14 protein-coding genes are annotated in these 13,294 nt (G+C 68.9%); 9 read left to right on the top strand and 5 right to left on the bottom strand.

Annotated features, from left to right (window positions below):
• Nucleotides 1-10 precede the first annotated feature (10 nt).
• Together ON40_RS09060 and ON40_RS09065 are read right to left on the bottom strand one after the other, a co-directional pair.
• On the bottom strand, nucleotides 11-2,149 hold the full coding sequence (locus ON40_RS09060; RefSeq protein WP_051192873.1) for an amylo-alpha-1,6-glucosidase: 2,139 nt from the start codon (nucleotides 2,147-2,149) through the stop codon (nucleotides 11-13).
• Nucleotides 2,150-2,183: 34 nt separating this feature from the next.
• Entirely contained in the window at nucleotides 2,184-3,299 is a 1,116-nt protein-coding gene (locus ON40_RS09065) for a glycosyltransferase family 4 protein (protein ID WP_083895522.1), read from the bottom strand.
• Nucleotides 3,300-3,737: 438 nt separating this feature from the next.
• On the opposite strand from ON40_RS09065, the gene ON40_RS09070 reads away from it, so the two are divergent.
• A complete protein-coding gene (locus ON40_RS09070) occupies nucleotides 3,738-4,340 on the top strand; it encodes a phosphoribosylanthranilate isomerase (protein ID WP_040820552.1) in 603 nt (200 codons plus the stop codon).
• A gap of 8 nt (nucleotides 4,341-4,348) precedes the next feature.
• Here ON40_RS09070 and ON40_RS09075 read toward each other — a convergent pair whose 3' ends face one another.
• A complete protein-coding gene (locus ON40_RS09075; RefSeq protein WP_040820554.1) occupies nucleotides 4,349-4,741 on the bottom strand; it encodes a rhodanese-like domain-containing protein in 393 nt (130 codons plus the stop codon).
• A gap of 19 nt (nucleotides 4,742-4,760) precedes the next feature.
• Nucleotides 4,761-5,297: a cysteine dioxygenase gene (locus ON40_RS09080; RefSeq protein WP_040820556.1), complete on the bottom strand. Its 537-nt coding sequence runs from the start codon at nucleotides 5,295-5,297 to the stop codon at nucleotides 4,761-4,763.
• Between the two features lie 192 nt (nucleotides 5,298-5,489).
• On the opposite strand from ON40_RS09080, the gene ON40_RS09085 reads away from it, so the two are divergent.
• Together ON40_RS09085 and ON40_RS09090 are read left to right on the top strand one after the other, a co-directional pair.
• Nucleotides 5,490-6,251 (top strand): DeoR/GlpR family DNA-binding transcription regulator, encoded by a 762-nt coding sequence (locus ON40_RS09085; protein ID WP_040820786.1) that lies wholly within the window; start codon nucleotides 5,490-5,492, stop codon nucleotides 6,249-6,251.
• The gene (locus ON40_RS09090) at nucleotides 6,244-7,455 is read left to right on the top strand and encodes an MFS transporter (protein WP_245567724.1); all 1,212 of its coding nucleotides are present in this window, start codon (nucleotides 6,244-6,246) and stop codon (nucleotides 7,453-7,455) included. Before ON40_RS09085 ends, ON40_RS09090 begins: the two co-directional genes overlap by 8 nt.
• 21 nt (nucleotides 7,456-7,476) lie before the next feature.
• Here ON40_RS09090 and ON40_RS09095 read toward each other — a convergent pair whose 3' ends face one another.
• Nucleotides 7,477-8,361, bottom strand: coding sequence for a class I SAM-dependent methyltransferase (locus ON40_RS09095; protein ID WP_040820558.1), 885 nt, complete (start codon nucleotides 8,359-8,361; stop codon nucleotides 7,477-7,479).
• A gap of 48 nt (nucleotides 8,362-8,409) precedes the next feature.
• On the opposite strand from ON40_RS09095, the gene ON40_RS09100 reads away from it, so the two are divergent.
• The 6 genes from ON40_RS09100 (at nucleotide 8,410) to ON40_RS09125 (ending at nucleotide 13,264) form a co-directional block, all read left to right on the top strand.
• Complete coding sequence (locus ON40_RS09100) at nucleotides 8,410-8,970, top strand: helix-turn-helix domain-containing protein (RefSeq protein WP_040820560.1); 561 nt, start codon at nucleotides 8,410-8,412, stop codon at nucleotides 8,968-8,970.
• 84 nt (nucleotides 8,971-9,054) lie between these two features.
• A complete protein-coding gene (locus tag ON40_RS09105) occupies nucleotides 9,055-9,711 on the top strand; it encodes a GntR family transcriptional regulator (RefSeq protein WP_040820562.1) in 657 nt (218 codons plus the stop codon).
• 160 nt (nucleotides 9,712-9,871) lie between these two features.
• Complete coding sequence (locus ON40_RS09110; protein WP_040820563.1) at nucleotides 9,872-10,609, top strand: PIG-L deacetylase family protein; 738 nt, start codon at nucleotides 9,872-9,874, stop codon at nucleotides 10,607-10,609.
• Complete coding sequence (locus tag ON40_RS09115) at nucleotides 10,606-11,418, top strand: NAD(P)-dependent oxidoreductase (RefSeq protein ID WP_040820565.1); 813 nt, start codon at nucleotides 10,606-10,608, stop codon at nucleotides 11,416-11,418. The genes ON40_RS09110 and ON40_RS09115 overlap by 4 nt, the downstream gene beginning before the upstream one ends.
• The gene (locus tag ON40_RS09120; RefSeq protein WP_040820567.1) at nucleotides 11,418-12,128 is read left to right on the top strand and encodes a 4-carboxy-4-hydroxy-2-oxoadipate aldolase/oxaloacetate decarboxylase; all 711 of its coding nucleotides are present in this window, start codon (nucleotides 11,418-11,420) and stop codon (nucleotides 12,126-12,128) included. The genes ON40_RS09115 and ON40_RS09120 overlap by 1 nt, the downstream gene beginning before the upstream one ends.
• Nucleotides 12,125-13,264 carry a 4-oxalomesaconate tautomerase gene (locus ON40_RS09125; protein ID WP_083895509.1) on the top strand — a complete coding sequence of 380 codons (1,140 nt, stop codon included), beginning with the start codon at nucleotides 12,125-12,127 and terminating at the stop codon, nucleotides 13,262-13,264. Before ON40_RS09120 ends, ON40_RS09125 begins: the two co-directional genes overlap by 4 nt.
• The last annotated feature ends 30 nt before the right edge of the window (nucleotides 13,265-13,294 follow it).

Below are 13,294 nucleotides of genomic sequence, written 5' to 3' on the forward strand. Positions count from 1 at the left end.
CGTCCGGCTGTCACACGTCGACGGTGATGCGTTCCTCGGCCTCGGAGCATTCCCCGTTCAACATCCAGTCTCCGGGCAGTCCCTCCACGCGCATCGTGTCGCCCTCGGCCTCGATCCCGACCGTGACCGGACCCAGCCGCAGATCGCTGAGCATCAGCTGTCCCCAGCGCGCGGGCAGGTGCGGTGCGATGTCGAGGGTCCGGTTCGGCACGTCCGGGGACAGGCCCAGGAACGACCGCACCAGCAGCAGCGGCGCGGCGCTGGCCCAGGCCTGCGGTGAGCAGGAGGTCGGATAGGGCACCGGCGAGTGGAACTGGTCGCGGCCGAATCCGCAGAACAGCTCCGGCAGCCGCCCGTTGAAGTGCAGCGCCGCGTCCAGCAGCCCTCTCGCCAGGCGTTCGGCCAGCTCGCAGGCGCCCGGGATGTGCCGGTACCGCATCAGTCCGGCCACCGCCAGGGCGGTGTCGTGCGGCCACACCGAACCGTTGTGATAACTCATCGGGTTGTACGCGCCCATCGCCGCGGACAGGGTGCGCAACCCGAATCCGCTGTCCATATCCGGATCGGCCAGGTGCGCGATCAGTTGTTCGGCGCGTTCGTCCGAGACGATGCCGGTCCACAGGCAGTGCGCGACGTTGCTGGACAGCGCGTCGACGGGGCGTTTGCGATGATCGAGAGCCAGTGCGTACCAGCCCCTTTCGGGAACCCAGAACGCTTGATTGAAACGCTCCTTCAGCGCAATGGCCTGATGTTCCAGGCGGGTGGCCGCGGCCTCGTCACCGCGCGCACGTGCCAGTTCCGCGCCCGCGAGCCGGGCAGCGTAGGTGTAACCCTGCACCTCGCACAGGGCGATCGGCGGTTCGGCCAGCCGCCCCGTGACGTCGCTGATCGAGTCGAAGCTGTCCTTCCAACCCTGATTGACCAGTCCGCGATCGGTTTTGCGGCGGTATTCGACCAGTCCGTCGTCATCGCAGTCGCCGAAATGTTCGAGCCAGTCCAGGGCCGCGCGCGCGGCCGGAATCAGCTCGGCGACCGCGGATTCCTCTGCGCCCCAACGGCGGCACTCGGCCAGCAGCATCACGAACAGCGGTGTGGCATCGATCGAGCCGTAGTAGACGCTGCCGCCCAGGACGCGTTCACCGGCGGGCCCGCGGCGCATCTCGTGCATGATGCGCCCGGGTTCCTCCTCGGTGATCGGATCGACCGTCGTACCCTGCAACCTCGCCAGCTGACGCAGCGTGCCCACGGCCAGTTCGGAGTCCAGCGGCAGCGCCATCCACGAGGTGAGCAGGCTGTCGCGGCCGAACAGGGTCATGAACCAGGGCGCACCGGCCGCGACGTAGGTGGGCAGGCCGCCGCCCTCATCGATGCGCAGCGCGCCCAGATCGCTCTCGGTGCGGCGCAGGATGTAGGTCAGCCGCGGATCGGTGGAGGTGAGATCCGTCGAGGTGGCGCGCCATGCGGTCATCCGGGTGATCGGGCTGTCCTCCTCGCCGCAGGAGATCTGCACCCGGCGGTGCCCGGCGACCGGCTGCGCGAACACCTGGGCCCGCCACTGATTGCGCGCGGGCACCACCACCCGCCAGCTCAGTGCGCCCGGCAGCACCACGGGATCGCCTGTGGCACTGATGATCAGGCCGCGGCCCGGATCGGCGTGATCGGTGAAGTGCAGTTCCGATCCGGCGACGGTGACCTCGGCGCTGCCGTGATGACTGCGACCCTCCTTGACCAGGAACAGATCCGCGAAATCGGCCTCGGCGTGCAGGGTCAGCCGCAGGGCGGTGTCCTCGTGGCCGAGATTGTGCACCGTCACGGTCTCTTTCAGCCCGTCGCCGATCAGGCGGCTGCGCACGATCAGCAGCGTGCTGTCGGCCACGCCCGGCCGCGGCGGCACGCGCATCACGAAGCGCGCCTTGAACGATTCGGGGGTCAGCACCGTCAGCTGCTCGGCGTGCTGGCCCTCCACCCGCAGCTCCCAGCGCGAGATCGTGCGGGTGTCCCGATAGAACAGGCCCTGGGCGGTGCCGGGATGGATGTCGCCGAGATTGTCGGACAGGCAGAAGGTATTCGCCTCGACCAGTGTGATCGTCGACTGACCGCCGCCCAGCCCGACGGGCGGTCCGGCGTTGAAGATCTGCGGTGCGCTCACGACGCCACCTCCTCGATGTCTGCGATCGCCGCGCTCATGCGTTGCTCACCTGGGTCTGCGCGACGGTCGGGGGCCGTACGACCATGGTGCTCACCGAGCCGCCGAGCAAGGCCGCAGTACGTTGTGGGGCAAGGGCTTTGAGATAGGCCGACTCGTAACCGGCGCTGAGCCGATCGACGCAGAAGTGTTCTTCGACCCGGCTGCGGCACTTCTCGGGGTCGATATCGCGCACCGCCTCCAGGGCCGCGGGCAGTTCGGCCTCGTCGTCGCAGATGATGCCGGTGACGCCGTCCTCGACCACCTCCTCGACCGCGCCGCCGCGCAACGCGACAACCGGTGTGCCACAAGCCATCGCCTCGATCATCACCATGCCGAAGGGCTCCTCCCAGCCGATCGGGAACAGCAGGCAGCGCGCCGAGGCAAGCAGCAGGCGTTTGGCGACGGCATCGGCCTCGCCGAAGACGCTGTCGTCGGCGGTGAGCAGCGGCCGCACCTGTGATTCGAAGAACGCCTTCTCTTCCGGCTCATTGCATTTCGCGGCGAGCACCAGCCGCAGGCCGGCCGCGTGCGTGGCCCGCAGCGCCCGGTGCGGGCCCTTGTATTCGGCGTACCGCCCCAGGAACAGCGCGTAGTCCTTCTTCTCCTGGCGGAACGGCCATTCGCTCGGGCGCACCGCGTTGTAGACGCGCCCGACCCAGTTCAGATCCGCGGCCAGACTGCGCTGGCGGTCGCTGATGGCGACCAGATGGGCGGTGTCGTCCAGGGCGCGGTAGTACTCGCCCGGATCGCCGTCCACCGGCCCGTGCACGGTGACGATGGTCGGGATGCCCAGCTCGCTGTAGGTGGGGGCGTTGAGCGGCCCGGCGAAGGTGTGGTCGTGCACGATATCGATGTGATCGACCGCCGCGATCCGTTCGACCGCCTGGCGGACCTTGAGCGCGTTGTGCACTTCCGGAGCCGCCTGGCCGAGTAGTTCGGGAATTATTGATTCCCACACCGGGACGAAACGTGCTCTCGTACCGTTCTTTCCGGCGCCCAGCAGGGTCACCCGGTGTCCGCGATCGATCAGAGCGTCGGTCAGTTCGGCGACCACGGCCTCCACGCCGCCATAACCGGCCGGTGGCACGTCGAAATACGGCGGCGCCACCATGACGATATGCAGTGGACCGCCAGGAACGGGCAGTTCGCGAACCGTCGAATCGGCCTGGGAAATGGTGCTGCTCACGGTATTCCTCCTCAGCTACGGTGCTGTGAGTTTGTGACGAGGCAGAACATCGGTGTGGACTTGTCGAACCGAACAGGCGATGGACACACGAGAACTCGGCGCTGGCACCGCCGAGCGCCGGGGTGAACCGGAGTGAATCTTTCCCTCTGTGGTGTCGAGGACGGCGCACACGTCGCAGGTGCGTCCAGCCCTCGATACCGATACCACGCTACTACGTTTTGCCGGGCGATTGGACAACTCCTGGCAACCTTTCCGCTGCGTGGCCTTGCGACAGCGTCCGACCGCGCGCAGATGCCCTGGTCGCGGTGTGGGCCGGTGGGGTCCGGCCGGCGCGTGCCCGGGGCGTTTTGGTTGACTGCGGATATGGCCGATCTCTTCGTCAAGATCTGTGGGCTGCGGACCGAGCGGGACGTGGACGTTGCCGTCGCGTCCGGTGCGGACGCGGTCGGATTCGTCTTCGCTGCCGGTCCGCGCACCGTCGACGCGCCGACCGCGCACCGGCTCGCGGCTCGCGTGCCCGATCATGTGCTGACCGTCGGCGTCTTCCGCGGCCAATCGGTCGAGGAGGTTCGCGAACTGGCCGAACACAGCGGTATCCGTGCGATCCAGTTGCACGGCGACGAGGGGCCGGACTACTACGAGACGCTGCGCGCGCCCGGCCGCACTCTGATTCGTGCGGTCGCGGCAGGGCAGCGGACGCCGCGCCCGGGCGAACTCGGTGAGGACCTGTTGCTGCTGGACGCCCCGGATCCCGGCTCGGGCAAGGCGTGGAACTGGGGTGCACCGGATTTCGCCGCTCCCGCCGGGCGCTGGGTGCTGGCCGGTGGCCTGCGCCCGGACACCGTTCGTGCGGCGGTCGAGGCGACCGGGGCGTGGGGCGTGGACGTCTCCAGTGGCGTGGAGAGCGAGCGGGGCGTCAAATCACCCGAGTTGATCCGGGCCTTCCTCGCCGCCGCTCGCGCCTAGATCGAGCTTTACGGAACTGCTGGCGATCCTCCAGCAACCACCGGCAATCCGGACGATTTCCACGCCCGGAAGCCGCCGACGAGATCGGTGGCCCGGTGCAGTCCGAGCTCCTGGGCGTCGGCGGCGGCCAGACTCGAGGCGTAGCCCTCGTTGCAGACGATCACCACCGGGGTCTCGGCGGTCAGCTCCGGCAGCCGATGATCGCCGTGCGGATCCAGCCGCCACTCCAGCACGATGCGTTCCACCACGACGGCATCGGGAATCTCGCCCTCGGCGAGGCGATTCGCGTGCGGACGGATGTCGACGACCAGTGCGCCCTCGCGCTGTAGTGCCGCGGCGCGTTCGGGATCGACCCGGTCCAGTCCGGCCCGTGCGCGGGCGAGCTTGTCCTCGATGCTCATCGCGATACCTCCTGCTCGACTATCGCGACTGTTCCACACCGGCGAAGTCGGTGAGTGCGCGGTATTCGCGCACCGGGCGCAGCGGCGGGGAATAGGCGTGGACCGTGGCGGCCGGGCCGGTGCCGCCGTTCCTGAGTTGATGGGCGCGGCCGGGACCGAAGGCGACGGTGTCGCCGCTGTGCCAGTGCGCCGCGCGGACCGGGCCGCCGCTGTGCCGGTACTCCTCGTCGAGTTCGCCGAGGGTGATGGTGAACGCGCCGGCCGCGCCGCCGTGATCATGCGGTTCGGTGCCCTGGCCGGGTGTCCACGACAGCAGCCACACCTCCACGCCCATGGTCAGGGCCAGCCGGGTCCACCAGCGCTGCTCGGGGTCGAAACGCACGATATCCCGCAGGCGCGTACCGAATTCGGCGGCCACGGTGCTGGTGAGGTCGTGTAACTCGGCAGGGGACCACAGTGTGCGTTCGGCTCGCACCGCCTCGTGCATCGACGGTAAGTCGATACCGGGATGAATATCCTTGGCGTGCTTGAGTTTCACAGGCAGTGACGTGGTCACCCAACCTCCCGTCGTCGTACGGACAGCCCGGACGCGGGGTGCGCCCGGTGCACCGGTCCGCAGAATTCTCCGCCGTCACGTCGCGATTGCCATCGGCCACGATCACCGTGAGTAAAAAGCTGCGATGGCTCGTTTCGGTCGATTCGATCAGTTTTCGCTTTCGAATGATCAGATCTGATGTACGTTCGAGCGATGGCATACGGCGAGACCAGGCAGGCGCAGATCGTGCGGGCACTGCGGTCGGCGGAAGCGGTGAGTGTGGCCGACCTGTCGCGGGCACTGGGCGCTTCGGAGGTGACGATCCGGCGTGACCTGGCCGAACTCGAGCAGGCCGGTGTGCTGCGGCGGGTGCGCGGTGGTGCGGTCAGTGCCATGCTGCGCGGGGAGGGGCTGCCCTTCGCGATGCGCGAGCTCGAGCGCGCCGAGGCCAAGGCGCGGATCGCCGAGGCGGCCGTGGCCCGGATCTCCGACGGTGAATCGGTCGTACTCGACGGTGGCACAACGGGTTCCGCGGCCGCGCGATGTCTGACGCAGCGGCGGCTCACGGTCGTGCCGCTGGCCCTGTCCGAGTTCGGTTCGCTGGCCTCCGCGCCCGGCGTATCACTGCTGCTGCCCGGTGGGACGGTGTGCGCGGGGGAGTCCTCGCTGGTCGGCCCGATGACCGAGCAGAACCTCGCGCAACTGCGGCTGGACACCATGCTGCTGACCTGCTGCGGATTCGATCCGCGTCGTGGTGTCACCGCTTACGACCTGGGCGATGCGGCGGTGAAGCGGGCCGCGATGGCAGCCTCGGCCCGCACCATCGCGATGGTCGATTCGAGCAAGTTCGCCCGCACCGCGATGGCGGTGGTATGCCCGACCACGGCCGTGGACATGGTGATCACCGATGTCGACGCGCCCGAGGACGTGGTCGCTGCGTTACGCGCGGACGGTATCGAGGTGCACTGTGTCTGATCTGCCCTGCCGCACCGAACAGGATCGGTCCGGTGCATCCAAAGGACCCGGGGCAGCGCCGATTTCGGTCGGCGTGACCTTCTTCGTGCAGGCTGTCCTGTTCGCCTCGTGGACCGCGCACATCCCGGGCGTCGAAGCGACGCTGGGCCTGAGCGACGGCACCCTGGGAACCGCGCTGCTGGGCCTGCCGATCGGATCGGTCACCGCGATGGTGCTGTGCGGCTGGTTGCTGCCGCGGCTGGGCAGCCCGTGGCTGATCCGGATCTCCATCGTCGGCTACGCCGTCGCCGGAATCGGTGTGGGACTGGCGGATTCGCCGGTTGTGCTGTTCGTCGCGCTGTATTTCTGGGGACTGATGCAGGGAATGGTCGACGTCGCGATGAACACCCAGGCGGTGACCGTCGAGAAGGCGGTGGGCCGCCCGATCATGTCCCGGCTGCACGGCATGTGGAGTGTCGGCGGGTTCGCGGGCGGGCTGATCGGTTCCGGCGCGGTGGGCCTGGGGATCGGCCTGACCGCTCAGCTCGCGGTACTGGGCGTACTGGCCGTCGTGGCCGTGGAAGTGCTGTCGCGGCACCTGATCGGTGATACCTCGGCCCCGCGGTCGCGCGCGGACCGCGCCTCGCGTCGCAGCCGATGGTCGGCGGTGATCGCGCTGCTCGGCGCGGTCGCGTTCGCCTCGATGCTGTGCGAGGGGGCCGCGGCGGACTGGTCCGCGGCCTACCTGCGCAACGAACTCGGCACCAGTGCCGCGACGGCGGGTCTGGGCTACGCCTCCTTCGCGCTGGCGATGGTGGCGATGCGGTTGAGCGGCACGGGATTACAGCGCCGATTCCGCCCCACCGCACTGCTTCCGGTGCTGGCCATGGTGTTCGCCTGCGGTATGGGCGCGGCGCTGATCCTGCGTCAGCCCGTCGTGGCTCTGCTCGGATTCGCCTGTATGGGACTCGGATTGGGTCTGGTCGTACCGAGCGCCTTCAGTGCCGCGGGCCGGGTTGCCGCGGACGCCAACCCGGGCCCGTCGATCGCCGCGGTCGCCGCCCTGGGCTGGTGCGGATTCGTCTCGGGCCCACCGCTGATCGGCCATCTCGCCGACCTGGTCGGACTCGATGCGGCCCTGTGGGTTCTGCCGTGCCTGGCCGTGATCCTGGCCCTCGTCGCGCGTTTCGGCAGAGCCTTCGCCGAACCCGCACCCTCGCAATGAGATTCGTCTCCTCGATGACGCTCAGGGGCGGCGGGCGATCCAGACCGGCCGTTCGTCGCGGACGGTGAGATCGGAGCGCCGGGCGAGGCTCTCGGGCCCGTCGGACAGCAGGACATCCAGCGCGGTCGCGTCCTGCGGGGCCAGGCGCTCGGCGAGGCCGGTGCGCATGCGCTGGAGAGTGCGGTGGGCCAAGCGGGTGGCGGCTTCGGAAAGCGGGGGAGTCAGCGAGACGAGAATGCGGCGCTCGGTGTCGATCTCGAATCCGGCCTTGGTGAGCAGGCTCGCCCAGTCCGAACCGAGATGCGGGACATGGTCGGCGGTCTCGGCGGCCAGGGCCTCGTGGGCGCGATCCTCGAGCTCGCCGAGTTCGCCTGCGGTGGAGAGGAATCGGGGCATCGAGTTCAGTTCGGCCAGGGCCAGCAGACCGCCGGGGCGGATCGTGCCGAACAGGTCGGTCAGCACGCGATCCGGATCTGCCGTGTGGTGCAGGGAATTCGCCGCCCAGGCCAGGTCGACGGGTTCGAGTTCGGGCCATGCGGCGTCGAGATCGGTGCGCAGGGTGTGGATGCGTTCGGCGACGCCGCGGGCGCCGGCCTTGTCCCGCAGTCGCGTCAGCATGAACTCGGAGACGTCGACGGCAGTGATCTCGGCATCGGGAAAGCGTTGTGCCAGAGCGAGTGCGCCGCTGCCGGTGCCGGCGCCCATGTCCAGGATGCGCCGGACGGGTCGGTCGTCGAGGTGATCGCGGATCAGCGCCGTCACCTCGGGGAGGTATTCCGGCAGCGCCTCCGCGTCGAGATCGAGCAGGTCGGCCAGGGCGGATTCGTCGCCGTGGTCGTGGCCGCCGCGCTGGTGATGGTGGTTGTGGTCGTGGCCGCCGTGCTGGTGATCGTGATCGTGGCTCATGGATTCGACGCTACCCGTCGCTTGCTCTGAAGGCATACAATCTTGCTTATGACGCAAGACGGTGATCTGGACGGCATGGTCCGCAAGCGGATCCGGGGCCTGCGCGTGGCGCGCGGCTGGTCCCTGGACGACCTGGCCGGCCGCTGTTATCTGAGCCCGTCCACGCTCAGCCGCATCGAGACCGGCCACCGGCGCATCGCCCTGGACCAGCTCGCGCCCATTGCTCGGGCGTTGGGCACCACACTCGATCAACTGGTGGAGCCGGTCGGGGACGAGGATGTGGTGATCCGCCCCGAACGCGATGCCGTCCGCGGCGTCACCACCTGGCTGCTCACTCGCGATTCGGGCCCGAACGGTGTCACCGTGGCCAAGATGCGCCTGACCAAACCGGCCGGTGAGCAGCGCGTTCATCCGGGCCGGGACTGGTTCACCGTGCTGTCCGGCGCGGTGGAACTACGTCTGGGCGAGCGCCGTGTGCGGGTCGAGGCCGGTCAGGCGGCCGAATTCTCCTGCATGGTCCCGCACGCCTTCGGCGCCCTGGACGGACCCGCGGAAATCCTGTGCATCCTGGACAACGAGGGGCAGCGCACGCATCTGCATTCCCCGTGAGCGGCAGCGCCTCGGCGGCGTCCGGCGAATTGTTGGCATAATCATTGACAATCGGAGTATCACCTATCGCCAGGACGGTTGTCAGTGTCGCAGACCAGTGGACTCGAACGTGGAACCCAGGGCAAGGCCATTGCGGTGGAACGGCTTCGGCATGCCATCGCGCAGGGTGCGGTGGCTCCGGGGCAGCGGCTGGTCGAGTCCGAACTCGTCGAACAGTTCGAGGTCACCCGCGGTAGCGTGCGCGCCGCTATCGACGAACTGGTGGCCGAGGGGCTGATCGAGCGAATCCACAATCGCGGCGCGCGGGTGCGTTCGGTCTCGCATCAGCAGGCGGTGGAGATTCTCGAGTGCCGCAAGGTGCTCGAGGGGTTGATCGCGGCCAAGGCCGCCGAGCGCATCACCCCGGCGGACGCCGATCGGCTGCGTGGGTATTCCGCGCGACTGTCCGCCGCGGTGCAGGACGGCGAACTGCTGGAGTACTCCACGCTGAATCACGAACTGCATGCTGTGCTCAGGGAAATCGCCGGACAGGAGACCGCGACGGATCTGATCGCCCGGCTCAACGCGCAGATCGTGCGGCATCAGTTCCAGCTGTCCCTGCGGCCGGGCCGCCCGCAGGTCTCGCTCCCCGAGCATCTCGCGATCGTGGACGCGGTCGTGGCGGGCGATCCGATTGCCGCCGAGCAGGCCATGCGCGACCATCTCGACAGTGTGATCACCGCATTGAGTCGGACCGCCTGACCTTCTCCGACACCGGTCCGGACCTGCCCCGACCTTCTTCGGCAACAGGATTGTTGACATTTTTGTCGGCAATACTTACCGTCGATGCGGAACGTGTCGTGCGACATGTTCGCGCTCGGCCGGGTGGGTCGAGCGATCGCGGAGCAAGTGAGGTGAGTCGATGCCCGAGAACACGTCCGAATCGCTACTGGTGGTCAGTGCGCACGCGGGAGATTTCGTCTGGCGGGCCGGTGGTGCGATCGCACTGGCCGCAGCGCGTGGTGAGCGGGCCACGGTGGTGTGCCTGAGTTTCGGCGAGCGCGGTGAGTCGGCCAAGGCGTGGCGCGAGGGTAAGCAGCTCGAGGAGATCAAGGCGTTGCGACGCGGGGAGGCCGAGCAGGCCGCCGCGGTGCTGGGCGCGGACATCCGATTCCTCGACGCCGGTGACTACCCGCTGCGTGAATCTCCGGAACTGGTCGACGAATTGGTGCGCGTCTACCGGGAGACCACCCCGACGGTGGTCCTCACCCACACCCTCGCCGACCCCTACAACGGCGACCATCCGGCCGCGGCCCGGATGGCCCTCGACGCTCGCGTCCTGGCTCAGGCGGTCGGCTACGACGCACCCGGTGAACCGCTGGGCGCGCCGCCGGTGTTCAGCTTCGAACCGCACCAGCCGGAGATGTGCGAGTTCCGTCCCGATGTGCTCCTGGACATCACCGAGGTCTTCGAGACCAAGCGAAAGGCCATGCGCTGCTTGGGTGCTCAGCAGCACATGTGGACCTATTACGAGGATCTGGCCGCCCGCCGCGGCGTCCAACTCGAACGTAACGCGGGCCCGAACCTGGGCCTGCTGAAGAACAGTCGCGCCGAGGCGTTCGTTCGCCACTACCCGCACGTCACCGCTCGGCTCTCGTGAGTGGGCACCAGCCGCTGCGGGTGGCGGTGCTCGGATTCGGCGAAGCCGGAATGGAATTCGCCCGCGATCTGGCCGCCCTCGGTGCGGAGGTGCGCGGGTTCGATCCGAAAGTGCCCGCACCGCAGGGTGTTCGGGAGTGTTCGAGCGACGCGGATGCCGTTCGCGAGGTCGATCTGGTGTTCGGCCTGACCACCGCGCACGAGGCCGAATCCGCGCTGCGGCAGGCGCTCACCGGACTGGCGCCGGGGGCGGTGTGGGCCGAGGCGAACACCGGCACCCCGGCGGCGAAGGTCCGGCTGGCCGAGCTGGCCGCCGAGGCCGGAGTGGATCTGGTCGACGTGGCGATCATGGCTCCGGTGCCCGGTCGCGGGATTCGTACGCCCATGCAGGTATCCGGCTCGGCGGCAATGGTTTTCGCGGACATCATGGACGCGCTCGGTGTTCCGGTCGAACTCGTACCCGGACCGGTCGGAGTGGCCAGTTCGCGCAAACTGCTGCGCAGTGTCGTGTACAAGGGTCTGGCCGCGGCGGTGGTGGAAGGGCTGGCCGGTGCGGAGGCGGCGGGCTGTGCGGACTGGTTCCGCGACCACATCGCCGCCGAATTCCGGTCCTTCGACCAGGACACGCTGGACCGCCTGATCACCGGCACCTACGCGCACGCGGCACGCCGCGCCGAGGAGATGGCGGCCGCCGCCGGGCAGCTGAGCGAACTCGGCGTCACGCCGCACATCGCCGCTGCCACACGAGATGCATTACAGGATATCGCCTTCGCAGACGAGGGCACGACGCGGGATTCGGAGAGACAGTGATGGAGAACGTCGTGGTGACCGGGTGCCCGCGGGCCTCGGTCGAGGATGCCGCCGCACTCGGCGAGTTCGGCACCGCCACCGTCCACGAGGCGCAGGGGCGTACGGGCTTTCTCGGCCCGCGGCTGCGTCCGGCCTGGTCCGGCGCGCGGATCGGCGGCACGGCGGTCACCGTCCTGTGCTGGCCCGGTGACAATCTGATGATCCACGTCGCGGTGGAACAGTGCCGCGAGGGTGACGTGCTGGTGGTGGCGACGAATTCACCGTGCAGCGACGGGCTTTTCGGCGAACTGTTCGCCACCGCGCTGCAACGCCGAGGCGTGCGGGGTGTGGTGCTGGCCTGCGGCGTGCGCGATGTCGCGGAGCTGCGCGAGATGGGCTTCCCGGCCTGGTCCACCGCGGTGAGCGCGCAGGGCACGGTCAAGGCCACCGCGGGCGCGATCAACGTGCCGGTCGTCATCGAGGGCCAGGTGATCAATCCCGGCGATGTGATCGTCGCGGACGACGACGGCGTGGTCCGGGTGCCGCAGGCGAATGTGCCCGGGACACTGGAACTCTCGGCCGCACGGGTGGCCAAGGAACAGGCGGCCCGCGAGGCGTTCACGAACGGTGAGCTGGGTCTGGATCGGTACGGGCTGCGCGAGCGGCTCGCCGATTTCGGCCTCAGCTACGTCTCCTACGAGGATTACCGAGCCACCCGGGAGCGGTCATGACGAGCCACCCGGATCCGCTCGGCGAGGCGGCCGCCGATGAGGGGACGGCCGTCCCGCCGAGCACGGACCGGGACGGTATCGCGTGCGTGTGGATGCGCGGCGGTACCTCCAAGGGTGCGTATTTCCTGGCCTCGGATCTGCCCGCCGACCCGGCCGAGCGCGACGATCTGCTGCTGCGGATCATGGGTACCCCGGATCCGCTCCAGATCGACGGCATCGGCGGGGCGACCTCGCTGACCAGCAAGGTCGCGGTGGTGTCGCCGTCCGAGCGGCCCGGTGTCGACGTGGACTACCTGTTCCTGCAACTGGGCGTCGAACAGGCGACGGTCTCGGATCGGCAGAACTGCGGCAATATCCTGGCCGGGGTCGGACAGTTCGCCGTCGAATCCGGAATCGTCGCCGCATCGGGCGAAACCTGTTCGGTACGAGTATATCTGGTCAATTCCGCCGGAACGGCCACCGCGACGTTCCCGGTGCGCGACGGCCGCCCGGTGTACGACGGCGACACCCGCATCGACGGCGTGCCCGGCACGGCCGCACCGGTGACGCTCGCCTTCGAGGACACCGCGGGTTCGGCCACCTCCGGACTGTTCCCCACCGGCAGCGTGCGCGATACCGTCGAGGGCATCGAGATCACCTGCGTCGACAACGGGATGCCGGTCGTGGTCGCCGAGGCCGCGAGCCTCGGGCTCACCGGTTACGAATCGCCCGACGACCTGGCCGCCGACGCCGTGCTGACCGAACGCGTGGATCGGTTGCGCCGCGCGGCCGCGGAGCGGATGGGCCTGGGCGACGTCGCGGAATCCTCTGTGCCCAAGACGATTCTGCTCGCCTCCCCGCGCGACGGCGGCCGGGTGTGCACGCGTTCGTTCATCCCCGTGCGCCCGCATACCGCGCTCGGGGTGTTCGCGGCGATCAGCGCGGTGACCGCGATGCGGACGCCCGGTGCGGTCGGTCACGACCGCACCGCGGCCTGGCCCGCGGATCTGCGCCGGGTGGATGTGGAACATCCGTCCGGACATCTGCTGGTCGACATGGACCTGGACCAGACCGTGCAGCCGCCGCTCGTGCGCAGCGCCGGTGTGGTCCGCACCGCCCGGAAACTGTTCGCAGGCAAGGTTTTTCCGCGCGCCTGAGGCGCGCGTTGCTGCTCGAGGAGGACTAGA

Origin of the sequence: Nocardia jiangxiensis NBRC 101359, assembly GCF_000308615.1 — a bacterium.
Taxonomy (GTDB): Bacteria; Actinomycetota; Actinomycetes; order Mycobacteriales; family Mycobacteriaceae; genus Nocardia; species Nocardia jiangxiensis.

What these genes read in the sequence shown, in the direction of transcription:
- ON40_RS09125 (WP_083895509.1), top strand. Translation starts at nt 12,125, where the DNA reads ATGACGAGCCACCCGGATCCGCTCGGCGAGGCGGCCGCCGATGAGGGG.
- ON40_RS09110 (WP_040820563.1), top strand. Translation starts at nt 9,872, where the DNA reads ATGCCCGAGAACACGTCCGAATCGCTACTGGTGGTCAGTGCGCACGCG.
- ON40_RS09120 (WP_040820567.1), top strand. Translation starts at nt 11,418, where the DNA reads ATGGAGAACGTCGTGGTGACCGGGTGCCCGCGGGCCTCGGTCGAGGAT.
- ON40_RS09075 (WP_040820554.1), bottom strand. Translation starts at nt 4,741, where the DNA reads ATGAGCATCGAGGACAAGCTCGCCCGCGCACGGGCCGGACTGGACCGG.
- ON40_RS09100 (WP_040820560.1), top strand. Translation starts at nt 8,410, where the DNA reads ATGACGCAAGACGGTGATCTGGACGGCATGGTCCGCAAGCGGATCCGG.
- ON40_RS09070 (WP_040820552.1), top strand. Translation starts at nt 3,738, where the DNA reads ATGGCCGATCTCTTCGTCAAGATCTGTGGGCTGCGGACCGAGCGGGAC.
- ON40_RS09085 (WP_040820786.1), top strand. Translation starts at nt 5,490, where the DNA reads ATGGCATACGGCGAGACCAGGCAGGCGCAGATCGTGCGGGCACTGCGG.
- ON40_RS09065 (WP_083895522.1), bottom strand. Translation starts at nt 3,299, where the DNA reads ATGGTGGCGCCGCCGTATTTCGACGTGCCACCGGCCGGTTATGGCGGC.
- ON40_RS09095 (WP_040820558.1), bottom strand. Translation starts at nt 8,361, where the DNA reads ATGAGCCACGATCACGATCACCAGCACGGCGGCCACGACCACAACCAC.